7 protein-coding genes and 1 other RNA gene are annotated in these 13236 nt (G+C 65.9%); 5 read left to right on the forward strand and 3 right to left on the reverse strand.

What is annotated here, in order from left to right; all coding sequences use genetic code 11:
• The 3 genes from xdhC to xdhA form a co-directional block, all read right to left on the reverse strand.
• A complete protein-coding gene (gene xdhC, locus KSS95_RS10960; RefSeq protein WP_217853672.1) occupies positions 1-846 on the reverse strand; it encodes a xanthine dehydrogenase accessory protein XdhC in 846 nt (281 codons plus the stop codon).
• Between the two features lie 152 nt (positions 847-998).
• Positions 999-3398, reverse strand: a complete 2400-nt coding sequence (gene xdhB, locus KSS95_RS10965; protein WP_217853673.1) for a xanthine dehydrogenase molybdopterin binding subunit — start codon at positions 3396-3398, stop codon at positions 999-1001.
• The gene (xdhA, locus tag KSS95_RS10970; RefSeq protein ID WP_217853674.1) at positions 3391-4845 is read right to left on the reverse strand and encodes a xanthine dehydrogenase small subunit; all 1455 of its coding nucleotides are present in this window, start codon (positions 4843-4845) and stop codon (positions 3391-3393) included. The genes xdhB and xdhA overlap by 8 nt, the downstream gene beginning before the upstream one ends.
• A 272-nt stretch (positions 4846-5117) precedes the next feature.
• Here xdhA and KSS95_RS10975 point away from each other — a divergent pair, with 272 nt between their 5' ends.
• The 5 genes from KSS95_RS10975 to ffs all read left to right on the forward strand — a co-directional run bounded on the left by KSS95_RS10975 (position 5118) and on the right by ffs (position 13103).
• Positions 5118-5777, forward strand: a complete 660-nt coding sequence (locus KSS95_RS10975; protein WP_217853675.1) for a GntR family transcriptional regulator — start codon at positions 5118-5120, stop codon at positions 5775-5777.
• A gap of 4 nt (positions 5778-5781) precedes the next feature.
• Positions 5782-9270 carry a chromosome segregation protein SMC gene (gene smc, locus KSS95_RS10980; RefSeq protein ID WP_217853676.1) on the forward strand — a complete coding sequence of 1163 codons (3489 nt, stop codon included), beginning with the start codon at positions 5782-5784 and terminating at the stop codon, positions 9268-9270.
• 204 nt (positions 9271-9474) lie between these two features.
• Positions 9475-10365: a cell division protein ZipA gene (gene zipA / locus KSS95_RS10985; RefSeq protein ID WP_217853677.1), complete on the forward strand. Its 891-nt coding sequence runs from the start codon at positions 9475-9477 to the stop codon at positions 10363-10365.
• A gap of 99 nt (positions 10366-10464) precedes the next feature.
• On the forward strand, positions 10465-12819 hold the full coding sequence (ligA, locus tag KSS95_RS10990) for an NAD-dependent DNA ligase LigA (RefSeq protein ID WP_217853678.1): 2355 nt from the start codon (positions 10465-10467) through the stop codon (positions 12817-12819).
• A 187-nt stretch (positions 12820-13006) separates the two neighbouring features.
• An RNA gene (ffs, locus tag KSS95_RS10995) (signal recognition particle sRNA small type) lies at positions 13007-13103 on the forward strand.
• Positions 13104-13236 lie beyond the last annotated feature (133 nt).

Below are 13236 nucleotides of genomic sequence, written 5' to 3' on the forward strand. Positions count from 1 at the left end.
TCAAATGGCTTGGCTGCGTCGCGAGGACGGCAGCAACTGGGCGATGGGGCCTGCGTTGGCGCCAGCGTCGTGCTGGCCGAAGCAGGCGTTGTAGGTGGCAATGATCTCGGCGGCGATGGACACGGCGATCTCGATCGGCAGCTTGCCCTTGACCTCGGCCAGGCCCATCGGGCAGCGCATGCGTGCCATCAGGCTGTCGTCGAAGCCGCGTTCGCGCAGGCGGTGCTCGAACTTGACGCGCTTGGTCTTCGAGCCGATCAGGCCGAACCAGGTGAAATCATTGCGCTTGAGAATGGCGGCGGTCAGTTCCAGGTCCAGCTGGTGGTTGTGGGTCATGACGATGCAGTAGCTGCCGGCGGGCAGCTCGGCGACTTCGTCGACCGGTTCCTCGCTGACCACCTTGCTGACCCCGTTGGGGATGAGCGCGGGGAATTCCTGTTCGCGCGAATCGATCCAGCGCACCCGGCAGGGCAGGGCAGCGAGCAAGGGTACCAGAGCCCGACCGACATGGCCCGCGCCGAACACGGCGATCTGCGCCTGCACTCCGGTCATCGGTTCGAACAGCAGCACGGTGGCGCCGCCGCAGCACTGGCCAAGGCTGGCGCCGAGGCTGAAGCGCTCAAGGTGCGGGGTGCTGCGCTGCTCCTCGAGCATCTGCCGGGCGATATGCAGGGCCTTGAACTCCAGGTGGCCGCCGCCGATGGTGTCGTACAGGGCGCTGGCGCTGACCACCATTTTCGAGCCGGCGTTGCGCGGGGTGGAGCCGCGTTCCTCGATGATGGTCACCAGCACGCAGGGCTCGCCGCGGGCTTGGTGGTCGGCGAGGGCGTTGATCCATTGGTGCATGTCTTCAATCCTCCTCGTGCCCTTTGTAGGAGCGGCCTTGTGTCGCGAAAGGGGCGCGAAGCGGCCCCAACATCTGTGCAGCGATGAAGATTTCTGGGGCTGCTACGCAGCCCTTTCGCGACACAAGGCCGCTCCTACAGGGTCCCGCGTTTTCAGTGGGTGACAGTTTCCAAAGCGGGCTCCACAGGCTGCTGCGCAGCCACCGCCTTGCGCATCTGCTCACAACCCCACAGCACTCGCTCCGGCGTCGACGGCGCGTCGATATTCGGTTGCACGCGGTAGTCGGCAATGCTCGCCACCGCATCCTTGATCGCGCACCAGGCGGCGATGCCGAGCATGAACGGCGGTTCGCCCACGGCCTTGGAATGGAACACCGTGTCCTCGGGGTTCTTGCGGTTTTCCACCAGCTTGACCCGCATGTCCAGCGGCATGTCGGCCACCGCCGGGATCTTGTAGCTGGCCGGCCCGTTGGTCATCAGCTTGCCCTTGGCGTTCCACACCAGTTCCTCGGTGGTCAGCCAGCCCATGCCCTGGACGAAACCACCCTCGACCTGGCCGATGTCGATGGCCGGGTTCAGCGAGTCGCCCACGTCGTGGAGGATATCGGCGCGCAGCATCTTGTATTCGCCGGTCAGGGTGTCGACGATCACCTCCACGCAGGCGGCGCCGAAGGCGTAGTAGTAGAACGGTCGGCCACGGGCCTGGGTGCGGTCGTAGAAGATCTTCGGCGTGCGGTAGAAACCGGTGGTCGACAGCGACACCTGGGCGAAGTACGCCTGCTGCACCAGTTGCTCGAAGCTGACGATCTGCTCGCGCAGGCGCACATGGCCGTTGCGGAACTCGACGTCTTCCTCGGTGACGTTGTAATGCCGCGCGGCGAACTCGGTGAGGCGCTTCTTGAGGATCTCGGCGGCGTTCTGCGCCGCCTTGCCGTTCAGGTCGGCGCCGCTGGAGGCCGCGGTTGGCGAAGTGTTGGGCACCTTGTCGGTGTTGGTGGCGGTGATCTGGATGCGACCGAAGTCCACCTGGAACACCTCTGCCACCACCTGCGCCACCTTGGTGTTCAGGCCTTGGCCCATTTCGGTGCCGCCGTGGTTGAGGTGGATGCTGCCGTCGGTATAGATGTGGATCAAGGCACCGGCCTGGTTGAGGAAGGTGGCGGTGAACGAGATGCCGAACTTCACCGGGGTCAACGCCAGGCCCTTCTTCAGCACCGGGCTGTTGGCGTTGAAGCGGAGGATCGACTCGCGGCGCTCGTGGTAGTCGCTGCTGGCCTCCAGGTCGGCGGTCATCTCCTCGAGCAGGTTGTGCTCGACGGTCTGGTAGTAGTGGGTGACGTTGCGCTCGGTCTTGCCGTAGTAGTTGGCCTTGCGCACCGCCAGCGGGTCGAGGGCCAGGTGGCGGGCGATATGGTCCATCACCTGCTCGATGGCGACCATCCCCTGCGGCCCGCCGAAGCCGCGGTAGGCGGTGTTGGAGGCGGTGTTGGTCTTGCAGCGGTGGCCATGCACCGTGGCGTCGCCCAGGTAGTAGGCGTTGTCGGCGTGGAACATGGCGCGGTCGACGATCGAACCGGACAAGTCGGGCGAGTAGCCGCAGTTGCCGGCCAGGTCGAAGTTGATCCCGTGCAGGCGGCCGGAGTCGTCGAAGCCGACGTCGTACTCGACGTAGAACGGGTGGCGCTTGCCGGTCATCATCATGTCTTCGACCCGAGGCAGGCGCATCTTGGTCGGCTGGCCGGTCAGCCGCGCGATCACCGCGCACAGGCAGGCGGGGCTGGCGGCCTGGGTTTCCTTGCCACCAAAGCCACCGCCCATGCGGCGCATGTCGACGACGATCTTGTGCATCGGCACGTCGAGCACTTCGGCCACCAGCTTCTGCACCTCGGTGGGGTTCTGCGTCGAGCAGTAGACGATCATGCCGCCGTCTTCGCTGGGCATCACCGAGCTGATCTGGGTCTCCAGGTAGAAGTGCTCCTGGCCGCCGATGTGCAGGTTGCCCTGGATGCGGTGCGGGGCGCTGGCCAAGGCGGCGGCCGAGTCGCCGCGCTGGTGGGTGTGGCTGTCGAGCACGAAGTGCTGCTTGCGCAGTGCCTCGACCACATCGAGCACCGGCTCCAGGTCTTCGTACTCGACGATGGCAGCCATGGCGGCGCGCCGGGCGGTGTCCAGGTCGCGGGCGGCCACGGCCAGCACCGGCTGGCCGAAGAACTCGACCTTGTCGATGGCCAGCAGCGGGTCGCCGGCGACCACCGGGCCGATGTCCTTGAGCCCGGGAATGTCTTCGTGGGTGATGGCGATGCGCACGCCCTCGAACTGGTAGCAGGGCGCGGTATCGATGCGCAGGATGCGCGCGTGGGCGCGGTCCGCGGTGCGCGCATAGACGTGCAACTGGTTGGGGAATTCCAGGCGGTCATCGATGTACACCGCCTCGCCGGCCACGTGCTTGTCGGCGCTGTCGTGCTTGAGGCTGCGACCGACACCGGTGGTCAGGCCCTGGCTGAACAATGCGGCCATCTCGGCCTGGCTCTTGACGGCGTGATGGTTAGACATAGGCGGTCACCCGGGTTTCGATGTGCGGTGTTTGCAGTTCGATGAAGTACTTGCGCAACAGGTTCTGCGCAGTCAGCAGGCGGTACTCGCGGCTGGCGCGGAAGTCGCTGAGCGGGGTGAAGTCCTCGGCCAGGGCCTGGCAGGCGCGCTCGATACTGGCCTGGTTCCACGGTTTGCCGCGCAGGGCGGCTTCGCAGGCGCGGGCGCGCTTGGGGATGGCGGCCATGCCGCCGAAGGCGATGCGCACGCCGCTGACCACGCCGTTGTCGAGGCTCAGGTTGAATGCCGCGCACACGGCGGAGATGTCGTCATCCAGGCGCTTGGACACCTTGTAGGCGCGGAACGTCCAGTCGTTGCTGGCGCGCGGCACGATGATCTTCTCGATGAACTCGCTGTCCTGGCGCGCGGTGATGCGGTAGTCGATGAAGTAGTCTTCCAGCGCCAGGGTGCGCTGGCGCTCGCCCTGGCGCAGGACGATCTGCGCATCCAGGGCGATCAGCAGGGGCGGCGAATCGCCGATCGGCGAAGCGTTGCCGATGTTGCCGCCCAGGGTGCCCTGGTTGCGGATCTGCAGCGAGGCGAAGCGGTGCAGCAGGGCACCGAAGTCGGGGTACTCCTCGTTGAGCGCGGTATAGCAGTCGGTCAGCGGGGTGGCGGCGCCGATTTCCAGGTGGCGGGCGGTCTTGTCGATGCGCTTGAGCTCGGCGACATGGCCGACGTAGATCATCACCGGCAAGGTGCGATGGAACTGGGTGACCTCCAGGGCCAGGTCGGTGCCGCCGGCCAGCAGCCGGGCCTCGGGGTGCGAGCTGTACAGATCGGCCAGGTCGGCCACGGTCAGCGGTACCAGGCAACGCTTGTCGCCGCTGTTGAGCTCGCCGGTCTGCTGCGGGGCAATGGCCTTGAGGCGGGCGATGGTCTGGGCCTGCTGCGCGTCGAACTGGTCGCGGCAGGGGCGCGCGCAGCTCTGCTCGGCGGCGTCGAGGATCGGCCGGTAGCCGGTGCAGCGGCACAGGTTGCCGGCCAGGGCTTCCTGGGCCTGGTGCAGGTCGTGGCCGCTGCTGTTCTTCTGCAAGGCGAACAGCGACATGACGAAGCCTGGGGTGCAGAAGCCGCATTGCGAGCCATGGCAGTCGGCCATGGCCTGTTGCACGCTGTGCAGTTCGCCCTGGTGCTTGAGGCCCTCGACGCTGATCAACTGTTTTCCGTGAAGCGACGAGACGAACGTCAGGCATGAGTTCAGGCTGCGGTAGCGGATGCTGTCGCCGCCCTGTTCGTCCTGCAGCAGTTCGCCGACGACCACGGTACAGGCGCCGCAGTCGCCGCTGGCGCAGCCTTCCTTGGTGCCGGGTTTGCCCAGGTGCTCGCGCAGGTACTGCAGCACCGTCATGTTCGGGTCCAGGGCGTGCTCGCTGCGCAGCTCCTGGTTGACGAGAAACTGGATCACGGGGGAGGGCCTCGCAATGGTTTTATTGTTGTTCGGGCGGACTCTAAGCAACGCTTGACCTTGCGGTCAATAATTTTCTGACTCAAAGGTCAAGATTTTGCTCGAGCCCTTTCCGAACCACCTCATCGAGCCTTTTCCCAAGCATAGTTCGCGGCGTGGCCCACGCTCGACCCGACGGTCGCACAAAGCACCTCGTCGCGCTGCGCGAGCGCAGGGCAAGTGCGCTACAATCGCGCCCTTGTGCACAGCTACCCAGATCGCGAAGGAAAACCATGACGTTCAAGGCGCCGGACAGCCTCTCCGAGCAAATTGCCCACTACCTGGCCGAGCGGATCATCCGCGGCGAACTCGCACCCGGCGAGCGCATCCAGGAGCAGAAGGTCACCCAGGCCCTCAACGTCAGCCGCGGCTCGGTGCGCGAGGCGCTGCTGATCCTCGAGCGTCGCCACCTGGTGGCGATCTTGCCGCGCCGTGGCGCCCATGTGACCGAGCTGGACGAAAACAGCGTGCGCAGCCTGTGTACCCTGATGGGCGAGTTCTACATCCTGCTGGGCAACGCCGTCGCCGAGCATTGGCGCAGCGACAGCGACCTGCGCCCGTTCCTGGAGATCCAGCAGCGCTTGCAGCAGGCCCATGCCGGCAAGGACATCAAGGCCTTCGTCGCCGACAGTTTCGCGGTGATGCGCGCGGCCTATCCGTTCGCCAACAACCCATACCTGCAGGAGACCGTCGAGAACCTGCAGCCGGCCATGAGCCGTGCCTACTACCTGGCCCTCGACCAGCGCCAGGCCAGCATGGTCGACTACCTCACCCTGTTCGCCAGCCTGCTCGAGGCGGTGGTCGCCCGCGACCTGCCGCGCATCCGCGAGGTCCTCACCGCCTATTGCCAGCGCAGCTGCGAGCTGGTGCTGGCGGCGCTGGCGCGAGCCTGACGCCATGCGCCTGAAGTGCATTCGCCTGGCCGGGTTCAAGTCGTTCGTCGACCCGACCACCGTCAACTTCCCCAGCAACATGGCGGCGGTGGTCGGCCCCAATGGCTGCGGCAAGTCCAACATCATCGACGCGGTGCGCTGGGTGATGGGCGAGAGTTCGGCGAAGAACCTGCGTGGCGAGTCGATGACCGACGTCATCTTCAACGGCTCCACCAGCCGCAAGCCGGTCAGCCAGGCGAGCATCGAGCTGGTGTTCGACAACAGCGACAACAGCCTGGTAGGCGAGTACGCCGCTTATGCCGAGATCTCGATCCGGCGCAAGGTCACCCGTGACGGGCAGAACACCTATTACCTGAACGGCACCAAGTGCCGGCGCCGGGATATCACCGATATCTTCCTCGGCACCGGCCTGGGCCCGCGCAGCTACTCGATCATCGAGCAGGGCATGATCAGCAAGCTGATCGAGGCCAAGCCCGAAGAACTGCGCAACTTCATCGAGGAAGCGGCGGGGATCTCCAAGTACAAGGAGCGCCGCCGCGAAACCGAGAACCGCATACGCCGCACCCAGGAAAACCTGGCGCGCCTGACCGACCTGCGCGAGGAGCTGGAGCGCCAGCTCGAACGTCTGCACCGCCAGGCCCAGGCCGCCGAGAAGTACCGCGAGTACAAGGCCCAGGAGCGCCAGCTCAAGGCGCGCCTGTCGGCCGTGCGCTGGCGTGAGCTGGATGCGCGGGTGCGCCAGCGCGAGACGGTCATTGGCGATCAGGAGATCGCCTTCGAGGCGCTGGTGGCCGAGCAGCGCAACGCCGACGCCAGCATCGAGCGCCTGCGCGATGGCCATCACGAGTTGTCCGAGCGTTTCAACCAGGTGCAGGGCCGCTTCTATTCGGTGGCCGGCGATATCGCCCGGGTCGAGCAGAGCATCCAGCATGGCCAGCAACGCCTGCGCCAGTTGCAGGACGACCTGAAGGAAGCCGAGCGCACCCGCCTGGAAACCGAATCGCACCTGGGGCACGACCGCACCTTGCTGGCGACCCTGGGCGAAGAACTGGCGCTGCTCGAGCCGGAGCAGGAGCTCACCCTGGCCGCTGCCGAGGAAGCGGCGGCGACGCTGGAGGAGGCCGAGCTGGGCATGCACGGCTGGCAGGAGCAATGGGACAGCTTCAATACCCGCTCCGCCGAGCCGCGTCGCCAGGCCGAAGTGCAGCAGGCACGCCTGGCCCAGCTCGAGGCCAGCCTGGAGCGCCTGGCCGAGCGCCAGCGCAAGCTGGGCGACGAGGGCGAACAACTGGAGGGCGATCCGCAGGGCGCCGAGCTGCTGGAGGTGGCCGAACAGCTGGCCAGCAGCGAGTTGCTGCTCGAAGACCTGCAGTTGCAGGAGCAGCAGGTGGTCGAGCGTCTCGAGGCGCTGCGCGAGCAGTTGCAGCAGGCCGCCCAGGCCCAGCAGCAACAGCAGGGCGACCTGCAGCGCCGCGGTGGCCGCCTGGCCTCGCTGGAGGCCCTGCAGCAAGCCGCGCTCGAGCCAGGCGTGGGCGCTGCCGAGTGGTTGCGCGAGCAAGGTTTGCAGCAGCGCCCGCGCCTGGCACAGGGCCTGCGGGTCGAGCCAGGCTGGGAGTTGGCGGTGGAGACGGTGCTCGGCGCCGACCTGCAAGCGGTGTTGCTCGAGGGTTTCGACAACCTCGACTTCGCCACGCTGGAGCAGGGTGAGCTGCGCCTGCTGCTGGCTGCCGGCGAGGGCGCGCGGATGGCCGGCAGCCTGCTCGACAAAGTCGAGGGGCCTACCGACCTGTCGCCCTGGCTAGGCCAGGTCAAGCCGGTGGAAACCCTGGAGCAGGCCCTGGCCTTGCGCGCCACGCTGAGCGGCGAGCAAAGCCTGGTCAGCCGCGACGGTTACTGGGTCGGGCGCCATTTCCTGCGGATCAGCCGTGGCGGCGAGGCCCAGGGCGGCGTGCTGGCCCGGGCTCAGGAAATCGAGCGCCTGGGCCAGGAGCAACTGGAGCAGCAAGCCCTGCTGGAGCAGCAGGATGAGCAGCTGCTGCGCCTGCGCGAGCAACAGCGCGAGCAGGAGGAGCAACGCGAGCAACTGCGCCGGCGCAGCCAGGACGAAAGCCGCCAGCACGGCGAGTTCAAGGCGCGCCTGTCCGCCGGCAAGGCCCGGGCCGAGCAGGTCGAGCTGCGGCGGCGGCGGTTGCAGGAAGAGCTGGCCGAACTGCAGGCGCAGCGCGCCATCGAGCACGAGCAACTGGGCGAGGCGCGGCTGATGCTGCAGGACGCCCTCGACCTGATGGCCCAGGACACCGAGCAGCGCGAAGCCTTGATGGCGCGCCGCGATACGCTGCGCGAAGGCCTCGACCGGATTCGCCAGGAAGCTCGCCAGCACAAGGATCACGCCCACCAGCTGGCCGTGCGCCTGGGTTCGTTGCGCGCCCAGCACGATTCCACTCGCCAGGCCCTCGAACGCCTGGAACAGCAGGCCGCGCGCCTGAGCGAGCGTCAGGAACAGCTGAACCTGAACCTGGAGGAAGGCGAGGCGCCGCAGGAAGAGCTGCGCCTGAAGCTCGAGGAGTTGCTCGAGCGGCGCATGAGTGTCGATGAGCAGATGCGCCAGGCCCGCCTGCACATGGACGAGGCCGACCGCGAACTGCGCGATGCCGAACGCCGCCGCACCCAGGCCGAACAGCAGTCGCAGTTGCTGCGTGGCCAATTGGAGCAACAGCGCCTGGAGTCCCAGGGGCTGGATGTACGGCGCAAAACCCTGCAGGAACAATTGCTGGCCGACGGCTACGATCTTCAGGGCGTGCTCGCCACGCTCGAGGCCGAAGCCAGCGAGCAAGGCACCGAGCAGGAGCTGGAGCAACTCGAGGCGCGTATTCAGCGTCTGGGCGCGATCAACCTGGCGGCCATCGAGGAGTACGAACAGCAGTCCGAGCGCAAGCGCTACCTGGATGCCCAGGACGCCGACCTGGTCGAGGCGCTCGATACCCTGGAAAACGTCATTCGCAAGATCGACAAGGAAACCCGTAACCGTTTCAAGGATACCTTTGATCAGATAAATGCCGGATTACAGGCACTTTTCCCAAAAGTTTTCGGTGGCGGCAGCGCTTATCTGGAACTGACGGGCGAAGATCTACTCGATACAGGGGTGACGATCATGGCGCGCCCGCCGGGCAAGAAGAACAGCACCATCCATTTGCTGTCCGGCGGCGAGAAGGCATTGACGGCACTGGCACTGGTGTTCGCCATCTTCAAGCTTAACCCGGCGCCGTTCTGCATGCTCGACGAGGTCGACGCGCCGCTGGACGACGCCAACGTTGGCCGCTATGCACGGCTGGTTAAGGAAATGAGCGAAACCGTGCAGTTCATCTACATCACCCATAACAAGATTGCCATGGAGATGGCCGATCAACTGATGGGGGTGACCATGCACGAGCCGGGCTGTTCGCGTCTTGTAGCAGTTGATGTGGAAGAGGCCATGGCCATGGTTGACACATGAGGTGTATGAAAGGGCTCGATCTTGTAGGCAATTTCCTCGGCAGATGCGACAGACGGTGTAAAGTTGCCTTTGGTCGTGCTAGCTTTATGTCACTTGTTTTTTGCGTGGGTAAAACGCCTGTCAGAACATAGAGTTGGCGCCACGTGTTAAAGGCCTTTGAAGCCTTTGTTTTCAAGCATATTTTTTATAGAGGCACGGGATTACATGGAAATCGGTCTGCGCGAGTGGCTGATCGTCATCGGCATCATTGTCATCGCCGGTATTCTTTTCGACGGCTGGCGCCGCATGCGCGGCGGCAAGGGCAAGTTGAAATTCCGCCTGGACCGTAGCTACGCCAACGTTCCGGACGACGAGGGCAGCGCCGAGGTGCTTGGCCCTGCACGTGTGCTGGACACCCACAAAGAGCCCGAGCTGGACGAAAGCGACCTGCCGTCGGTGAGCGCGCCTGCCCGTGAACGCGAGCGTGAGCGCGAAGCCAAGCCGACCAAGGCCGCCAAGCGTGGCAAGCGCAACAACAGCGAGCCGCAGCAGGGCGACTTGAACCTGGCCGCCGAGCCGCGCGAGCCCGACCTGTTCGACGAAGACCGCGACGAGCTCGCCGCCGACAGCAAGCGCAACGCCAGCTTCGCTACAGCCAGCACCCCGGCCAAGGAGCTGCCACCGGCCGAGGAAGTGCTGGTGATCAGCGTGATTTCCCGTGACGAAGGCGGCTTCAAGGGCCCGGCCCTGCTGCAAAACATCCTGGAAAGCGGCCTGCGCTTCGGCGACATGGACATCTTCCACCGCCACGAGAGCATGGCCGGTCACGGCGAAGTGCTGTTCTCCATGGCCAATGCGGTCAAGCCGGGTGTGTTCGACCTGGACGACATCGACCACTTCAGCACCCGCGCCGTGAGCTTCTTCCTCGGCCTGCCGGGCCCGCGTCATCCCAAGCAGGCGTTCGACGTGATGGTTGCCGCCGCCCGCAAGCTGGCCCACGAGCTCGATGGCGAGCTCAAGGACGACCAGCGCAGCGTGCTGACCGCCCAGACCATCGAGCACTACCGCCAGCGCATCGTCGAGTTCGAGCGCCGCGCGCTGACCCAGAAACGCTGATGTACCCGAGCGAGTGGGCCTTGCCTCGCCCACTTCGCGATGATTCAAGCAAAAGAGCAGCCTGGGGCTGCTCTTTTGCTTTGCAAGAGAAGACAAAGAATGAACGCCGAATCCCGAATCCATGCGTTGCGAGCCGAGCTCGACCAGCACAACTACCGCTATTACGTGCTCGATGAGCCCAGTGTGCCGGACGCCGAATATGACCGCCTGTTCAGGGAGCTCAAGGCGCTGGAGGCCGAGCATCCGCACCTGGTGACCGCCGATTCGCCGACCCAGCGCGTCGGCGGCGCGGCGCTCGCCGCGTTCAGCCAGGTGCGCCATGAAATCCCCATGCTCAGCCTGGGCAATGCCTTCGAGGAAGACGACCTGCGCGACTTCGACCGTCGCGTGGTCGAGGGTCTGGACCTGCCGGGCGGCGACCTGTTCGCCACCCGCGCCGCCGTCGACTATAGCTGCGAGCCCAAGCTCGACGGCTTGGCGGTGAGCCTGCTGTATCGCGATGGCCAGCTGGTGCAAGGGGCCACTCGCGGCGATGGCAGCACCGGCGAGGACATCAGCGCCAACGTGCGCACCGTGCGCAACATCCCGCTGAAACTGCAGGGGCAAGGCTGGCCGGCGGTGCTGGAAGTGCGTGGCGAGGTGTACATGAGCAAGGCCGGTTTCGACCGGCTCAATGCCGCCCAGGCCGAAGCCGGCGGCAAGACCTTCGCCAACCCGCGCAACGCCGCCGCCGGCAGCTTGCGCCAACTGGACTCGAAGATCACCGCCAGTCGCCCGCTGGAGTTCTGCTGCTATGGCGTCGGCCAAGTGTCCGAGGCGTTCGGCGACAGCCATATCGGCATTCTCGAGAAGCTCAAGACCTGGGGCTTGCCGATCAGCCGCGAGCTGCGCCACGCCGCCGGGATCGAGCAGTGCCTGGCCTATTACCGCGATATCGGCGCCCGTCGCAACGACCTGCCCTACGAGATCGACGGCGTGGTGTTCAAGGTCAATGCCCTGGCCGCGCAGCGCGAGCTGGGTTTCCGCGCCCGTGAGCCGCGCTGGGCCATCGCCCACAAGTTCCCGGCCATGGAAGAGCTCACCGAGGTGCTCGATGTCGAGTTCCAGGTCGGCCGTACCGGTGCGGTAACCCCGGTGGCCCGCCTGAAGCCGGTCAAGGTCGCCGGGGTCACGGTGTCCAACGCCACCTTGCACAACATGGATGAGATCGCCCGCCTGGGCCTGCGCATTGGCGACACGGTGATCATCCGCCGGGCCGGTGACGTGATCCCCCAGGTGATGCAGGTGGTGCTCGAGCGTCGCCCCGCGGATGCCCGCGCGGTCGAGGTGCCGAGCAGTTGCCCGGTGTGCGGCTCGCAGGTCGAGCGCACCCAGCTGGTCAAGCGCAGCAAGGGCAAGGAAACCACCAGCGAAGGCGCGGTGTACCGCTGCGTCGGGCGCCTGGGCTGCGCGGCCCAGCTCAAGCAGGCGATCATCCACTACGTGTCGCGCCGGGCCATGGACATCGACGGCCTGGGCGAGAAGAGCGTCGAGCAGTTGGTCGATGAGAACCTGATTCGCTCGCCGGCCGACCTCTACCAGCTCGCGTTCGAGCAGGTGGTCGCCCTCGAAGGTTTCGCCGAGGTCTCCAGCCGCAAGTTGCTGGAGGCCATCGAAGCCAGCAAGCGCCCGAGCCTGGCGCGCTTCATCTACGCCCTGGGCATCCCCGACGTGGGCGAGGAAACTGCCAAGGTGTTGGCGCGCTCGCTGGGCAGCCTGGCGCGGGTGCAGGTGGCCTTGCCGCAAGTGCTCACCTACCTGCCGGACATCGGCCTGGAGGTCGCCTTCGAGATCCACAACTTCTTCGAGGACGCGCACAACCGCGCGGTGATCAGGCAATTGCTCGACAGCGGCATGCAGTTGCAGGAGGAGGGCGAGCTGGCTGCCGAGTTCGCGGCCAGCACCACCCTGGCCGGCATGCTCGCCAAGCTCGATATCCCATCGGTGGGGCCAACCGGGGCCGAGAAGCTGGTCGACAAGCTGGGCACCCTGGACAAGATCATTGCCGCCGACGGCATCGACCTGCGCCAGGCCTTGAATACCAAGGCGGCTGACGGCGTGCGCGAGTTCTTCAAGGTCGAGGCCAACCAGCAGTTGGCCCGTGCCATCGAGGCCCAGTTGCTGGACTTCGGCATGCACTGGTCGTGCGAGAAGAAGACCGCCGAGGGCCTGCCCCTGGCCGGCCAGACCTGGGTGCTGACCGGCACCCTGGAGCGCATGAGCCGCGACATCGCCAAGGACAAGCTGGAAAGCCTGGGGGCCAAGGTGGCGGGCTCGGTGTCCGGCAAGACCCACTGCGTGGTCGCCGGCCCCGGCGCCGGCTCCAAGCTGGCCAAGGCCGCTGAGCTGGGCGTTGCGGTGATGGACGAGGAGGCATTCGTGGGCTTCCTGGCGGAGCGCGGCATCAGCGTTTGAGCCCGCTGGCTTTATCGCGGGGTAGCCCGCTGCCACGGGTGATGGTGTGTGGGAGCGGGCTTGCCCCGCCATAGGCTTGCCACAAGTCCTTGAGAAATGATGGTTTTTTCACGATCAAAGGTTGTAACTTCGCCCTGGCGCTGTACAATGGCGCGGCTCGTCACTTGGCGAGCCGTCGTGGTGGCCCCATCGGTCCCCCCGCATTGATTACCCGTTAACCTGGTCAGGCCCGGAAGGGAGCAGCCATAGCGGGAACATCGAGTGCCGGGGTGTGGCTGGTGGGGCCGCCTCCATTTTGGGCGTAGGCATTTTCCGGTGCGCCGTCTTTCCTACCCCGCTCGACGCCTTTCCTCGCACCGTTTTACGCCTGCACAAGCGTGCGCGACGCTTTATCATGCATCCCATCGTGTCAGTCCG

Source organism: Pseudomonas muyukensis (genome assembly GCF_019139535.1).
In the GTDB taxonomy this organism is placed as follows: domain Bacteria; phylum Pseudomonadota; class Gammaproteobacteria; order Pseudomonadales; family Pseudomonadaceae; genus Aquipseudomonas; species Aquipseudomonas muyukensis.

Excerpts from the sequence above, each read along its gene's own strand:
- xdhC (WP_217853672.1), bottom strand. The coding sequence starts at position 846 with ATGCACCAATGGATCAACGCCCTCGCCGACCACCAAGCCCGCGGCGAG.
- xdhB (WP_217853673.1), bottom strand. The coding sequence starts at position 3,398 with ATGTCTAACCATCACGCCGTCAAGAGCCAGGCCGAGATGGCCGCATTG.
- KSS95_RS10975 (WP_217853675.1), top strand. The coding sequence starts at position 5,118 with ATGACGTTCAAGGCGCCGGACAGCCTCTCCGAGCAAATTGCCCACTAC.
- smc (WP_217853676.1), top strand. The coding sequence starts at position 5,782 with ATGCGCCTGAAGTGCATTCGCCTGGCCGGGTTCAAGTCGTTCGTCGAC.
- zipA (WP_217853677.1), top strand. The coding sequence starts at position 9,475 with ATGGAAATCGGTCTGCGCGAGTGGCTGATCGTCATCGGCATCATTGTC.
- ligA (WP_217853678.1), top strand. The coding sequence starts at position 10,465 with ATGAACGCCGAATCCCGAATCCATGCGTTGCGAGCCGAGCTCGACCAG.